Source organism: Yersinia sp. 1252 StPb PI, assembly GCF_048593885.1.
Classification (GTDB): Bacteria; Pseudomonadota; Gammaproteobacteria; order Enterobacterales; family Enterobacteriaceae; genus Yersinia; species Yersinia enterocolitica_E.
In genome coordinates, this window is record NZ_JAZGQE010000368.1 from 1 (window position 1) to 1,415 (window position 1,415).

Here is a 1,415-nt window from a genome sequence, read left to right on the forward strand (position 1 = left end):
GCCTTCACTGTCTTGACTGGAGTCGGCGGGACAACTTGCGTCGGTACCGGTCTCTTTGATTTATCGCCGGTTCGTAGTCGCTGCTTTATTTTCATGTCCCACAGGTAGCAGTCTTTGTGGTCACGCCCATCATCCGGCGTGCGACCAACAGTAAGAATTAGTTCGCTGATATCGTCCATCAGGCCACCTCTGCCATTTCAAAAGGAATCATGCTTAGCAATACATACCCAGCCTTTAACTCGCCAATATCCGCAACATGCGTCACCTGCCGGATAACAATTTTTCCGGTGTATTGGTCGCCATTAAATTCATTAAGAATTAATAGGTCACCAGCCATGTAATCTCTATCATTCAGGCGCACCTCGGCGGTCTTCACTCCCTGACGAACGGGCGCAAAGAATTCCGGCCTGATTTTCAGGTCGTGAGTTTTCATAGGGAATCTCCAGTTTATTTAGATGAAGTCCGTTTCCCTTTGATTGCTTTCTCGCAATCTGTCCATACGGTTTTAGTGAAGTAAGCGCGGAGTAATTTGACGATGATCATCAAGGAATACCTCAAATTTCAGGCGTAAAAAAGGCCGCCGATTGGCAGCCTGATTGTCAATAATTAGATTTAATCATCGTAGTGATAAACATACTCTATAAACTTGTCACCGCGCCAAACCTGAATAAGCTTGTAGCGATGAATTGAAATTTTTTTATTGCAAATGTATGCGTTTTTTGGAGTTAAAATTGTGAGAGGCTCAGGATTAGGAGCTACATTCCAAAATTCTGGTGGATTACCATCTTCATTGGTAGGAATATCTAAATCCTTACCGCTTTTTGGCCCACCATAAAAACGAAAAATCATAAAACCTCACTTAGGCTCATTGTTGGGGTGATTATAGCATTGACTTCCATGCCGAGGAATCACTTACCATCCTTCACGATGCCGCTAGCAGCCTCGATTTCTGATTTGCAGGCGTCAAACCCCATGATGAACTCCAGATAGTGAAATCCGTTTACTGAGAGTTCCGTGGTGGGGTTAAAACGAGTTACCGATACACTTCGCTGCACATGAGCACAACAGTGGGCCTGCGCTCTTTAATCAGCTCTGAAGTGGTCAGGCATTCGGATTGAGTAGGGTAGATATCTTCGGTAACTGGTATGGCATTGCAACTATCGTTAAAGCATGAAGTAATGAGAAGAACAAAGCCGATTAGCATTAGTCCTCCGATAACTTGGCTTCTAGATATAATAGTGTGCCGTCCTGAAAGTTATCCCAATCAGCGTGGTCGTGTAGGCAAACTACTCGTGCCGTTCGTGTGCCGTCAGAATCATAATCACTCAACACAATCTAACCTATCGGCGGCAACGCTTTCAACTCTGCAAGTTGTTCACGCAGTGATAGCAGTTCAGTAAGCCAGGTCGCTAATT

2 protein-coding genes are annotated in these 1,415 nt (G+C 44.7%); both read right to left on the reverse strand.

The features are described from left to right. Positions 1 to 178: 178 nt before the first annotated feature. Positions 179 to 433, reverse strand: a complete 255-nt coding sequence (locus V2A85_RS23650) for a DUF3850 domain-containing protein (RefSeq protein ID WP_420072546.1) — start codon at positions 431 to 433, stop codon at positions 179 to 181. A 179-nt stretch (positions 434 to 612) separates the two neighbouring features. Beyond that, positions 613 to 849 (reverse strand): hypothetical protein, encoded by a 237-nt coding sequence (locus tag V2A85_RS23655; RefSeq protein ID WP_420072547.1) that lies wholly within the window; start codon positions 847 to 849, stop codon positions 613 to 615. Between the last annotated feature and the right edge of the window lie 566 nt (positions 850 to 1,415).

Excerpts from the sequence above, each read along its gene's own strand:
- V2A85_RS23650 (WP_420072546.1), bottom strand. The coding sequence starts at position 433 with ATGAAAACTCACGACCTGAAAATCAGGCCGGAATTCTTTGCGCCCGTT.
- V2A85_RS23655 (WP_420072547.1), bottom strand. The coding sequence starts at position 849 with ATGATTTTTCGTTTTTATGGTGGGCCAAAAAGCGGTAAGGATTTAGAT.